Source organism: Acinetobacter sp. WCHAc060042 (genome assembly GCF_003231195.1).
Classification (GTDB): domain Bacteria; phylum Pseudomonadota; class Gammaproteobacteria; order Pseudomonadales; family Moraxellaceae; genus Acinetobacter.
Window position 1 is genome coordinate 1 of record NZ_QKVN01000093.1, and the last position, 1,780, is coordinate 1,780.

Here is a 1,780-nt window from a genome sequence, read left to right on the forward strand (position 1 = left end):
TTTACCTGCTTCAATATCCTGAAAAGCTTTTAACATTGCTTCAACAACTGGGCGCTGACCTTCAAGTAAACCCATAACAAATGTTGATGTTGGAATATTCTGATAAGCAGAAACCTTATGAAGAAGTTCCAAGTAATCAGGTGAAATTGTTAAAGCTAATCGTTTTTGAACTGCCATTCTAAAAACCTCGTTACTAATAGTCACAATAATACAAGCATTCAAAAAATAAGCAAATGTTTTGCAGTCGGCATAGCCGAAAAACTCCCGATCTTGGTTTAGATGGGAGCTTGTAATCAGAGAGGAAAGTTTTGGAATTTTTATTGCATCAGTTCGGGGGTAACTCCACCCCCTCTGACAATTGTGATTTGTGATTTGTGATTTTTTTTCAGTAATGCACGCTTCCGCGTTTCTCAAGAAACAAACCTAAGCAGATAGCCTAAGCCTTTCAATTTCATGTTCTAGTAACGCAATCAGAAGCCTTTCTGTTTCACCATTTCCAAAACAGCCATTTTCATAATCACGTTCAATACACTCTAAAAATTTATGACGGAGCTGATAATGGCAAAGTAATGAAAATGCAAAATCATCAACCGTTCTAAGGGAAATAGCTTCTTGTTCTGTTTCTTCTGCTAATTCTTCATCTGTTTTTTCTTCGATCTTAAGTAACTTTTTTAATCCACGGCCCCAAACTAATTGACGAGCGCCTTTTGTAGAAATCGCAAATTCCTGCCAAAGACTTGCAGATGTTCGTCCATTCATTTGTCCATCAAGCATTGAGTAATGCAAAAGATCAAAAGGAGTAAATCCACCATTACGGCCTTTTTTCACATGACCTTTAGTAAGTTCGTGTTCAATACCCCACTTAGAAACATATTGTTCCGCATAGCTACCATCACGAATATCTAAACCATGTTCCATACTTGGTGCAGACAGCCCAGACTTAGTACAGCAATCAATCCATATTTTTGCCAATTCATCACGATATAGTTCAAAGTTATGCACCTGGTACTTTGTTAGAAGCAAAACGTGATTATGTGGATGCCATCCATTTTGACCATAAGTAACTTCAAAACCTTTAATCTTATGTTCAACAAAAATGGACTTCATGAGATTAACGACACGAGTATTTTCAAAGAATCGTTTATATGCGTGTTTTTGGCGTTTTAAGAGCGATGACAGCGATTCATTGACGGAATGTGAGAATGTAAGGGTAAGTAGTAAAACACCGCCCAAATGAGCGTTTTTCCACGTTTCCAAGCCTTTTTTAAGCTCTTCCCTGCGTTTCTCTGTAATTTGCTTAGCACAAACAGGACAAGTCCAAACAGATCCGCACCGCTGAACATTCGCCCAGTGAGCTTTTTTTCTTGATTCGTTATATTTAACTTCACGTTGTTTTTGTTTATCAATGCGTTTTTTCAGACAATTGCAGACACGTTCTTTCGGCAATAACTTTGCAGATTGATCTTGGAGTAAAAATTCATGAACTCGCTGAAAGCCTTTCGTAGTAAGGATTACAGGAGATTTCGTAAATATACCAAGGGGAGCGCCTTGCGCTTGTAGCCTCGTCGATGGCTCCTCGGCGTTTAGCGCCTTGCGCTCTATTTGATTTGATACGATTTGACTGTACAATGGTATTACCTCGTTGTATTTGACTGTACACACGAATTCAAAGCCCTAGGAACTGCCATTCTTGGGGCTTTACTATTTAGTCTTTTCTAATTTCCTTAGAAACAGCTTCAAAAGCATCTGCCAAAAATATCTGCATTACTTTTTCTTTCTC

Annotated in this window: 1 protein-coding gene; it reads right to left on the bottom strand. The window is 38.3% G+C overall.

All coding sequences use genetic code 11. The annotated features are described in order from the left end of the window. Positions 1–423 precede the first annotated feature (423 nt). The gene (locus DPG01_RS18305) at positions 424–1,629 is read right to left on the bottom strand and encodes a protein rep (RefSeq protein ID WP_228157028.1); all 1,206 of its coding nucleotides are present in this window, start codon (positions 1,627–1,629) and stop codon (positions 424–426) included. Between the last annotated feature and the right edge of the window lie 151 nt (positions 1,630–1,780).